This window comes from Arthrobacter sp. H20 (assembly GCF_000520515.1).
Classification (GTDB): Bacteria; Actinomycetota; Actinomycetes; order Actinomycetales; family Micrococcaceae; genus Arthrobacter_D.
This window is the reverse complement of record NZ_AZRY01000245.1, coordinates 1-1,117: the sequence shown is the minus strand read 5'-3', so window position 1 is coordinate 1,117 and position 1,117 is coordinate 1. Positions and strand designations below refer to the sequence as shown.

The 1,117-nt window shown below is 62.0% G+C and carries 1 protein-coding gene, 1 pseudogene and 1 other annotated feature; the gene and the pseudogene both read right to left on the bottom strand.

The genetic code is table 11. The features are described from left to right. Positions 1-739: IS3 family transposase (locus tag Y703_RS0102445; protein ID WP_035763533.1), on the bottom strand; the 739-nt coding region annotated here is incomplete at its 3' end. Next, positions 665-778, bottom strand: a sequence feature (AL1L pseudoknot). It overlaps the preceding gene by 75 nt. Beyond that, a pseudogene (locus tag Y703_RS17455) lies at positions 736-1,038 on the bottom strand (IS3 family transposase); the annotation flags it as partial. It overlaps the preceding feature by 43 nt. The gene Y703_RS0102445 and the pseudogene Y703_RS17455, both read right to left, overlap by 4 nt. Positions 1,039-1,117 lie beyond the last annotated feature (79 nt).

Genomic DNA, 1,117 nt, shown 5'->3' with positions numbered 1-1,117 from the left:
CTTTGTTCCGGATTAGCTCGGCCTTGAACAGCGAGTTCAGGGCCTCGGCCATGGCGTTGTCGTAGCTATCACCCTTAGCGCCGACGGAAGCGACTGCTTCGGACTCAGCGAGCCTTTCGGTATAGCGGATCGCCCGATACTGCACTCCTCTGTCGCTGTGATGTATGAGCTGGGAGACGTCCTTTCCAGCGTGCTGACGGGTCCACAAACCCATCTCCAACGCATCCAACGCCAGGTCCGTGTGCAGGGTCGTGGATAGCTGCCAGCCGACCACCCGGCGGGAGAACACATCCAGGACGAACGCCGCGTACACCCAGCCGGAGAACGTCCGAATATAGGTGATGTCCGCGACCCACAAACAATTCGGGGCCGGCGCGGTGAACTGCCTACGGACCAAATCCGCTGGCCGCTCCGAGAATGGCCCCGGCACGGTCGTACGCGGACTTTTGGCCCGACGCACCCCGCGCAGACCGGCACCACGCATCAGGCGTTCCACCGTGCAGCGGGCTACCCGATGTCCTCCACGGTTCAGGGCTGCATACACTTTCCTGGCCCCGTAAACACTGTAATTCTCCGAGTGCACCCGGGTAATCTTCTCCGTCGTGACCGTGTCAGTGATGGAGCGTTTGGACTCCGGGCGGGCCTTCGCTGCGTAGTACGTTGATGGGGCGATCGGCAGCTGTTTGCAGATCGGCTCGACCCCGTATTCGTCCTTGTGCTGATCGATGTAGGCGATCATCGTCGTAAGGGGCGGTCGAGCTCCGCCGCGAAGAAAGCCGACGCCGATTTCAGGATCCCGTTGGCCCGGCGCAACTCAACGACTTCGCGTTCGAGCGACGCCAACCGGGCAGCGTCATCGGTTGTTGTCCCCGGCCTCAGGCCTTGATCGATCTCGACGGTACGCAGCCAGCCACGGATTGTGTCCGCCGGGATGCCCAGTTGAGCACCGATCCTGGTACACGCGCCCCGCCGACCGCTAGGGTCCTTCTGCGCGTCCGTCACCAGACGGACCGCCCGCTCACGAAGCTCATCGGGATACTTCCTAGTGCTCCGTGTTAATGGTTTGTTTGCGTTTCATCTTGCCCAGGAGGTACTCCGCTGACTTGGTCCAGGTGAA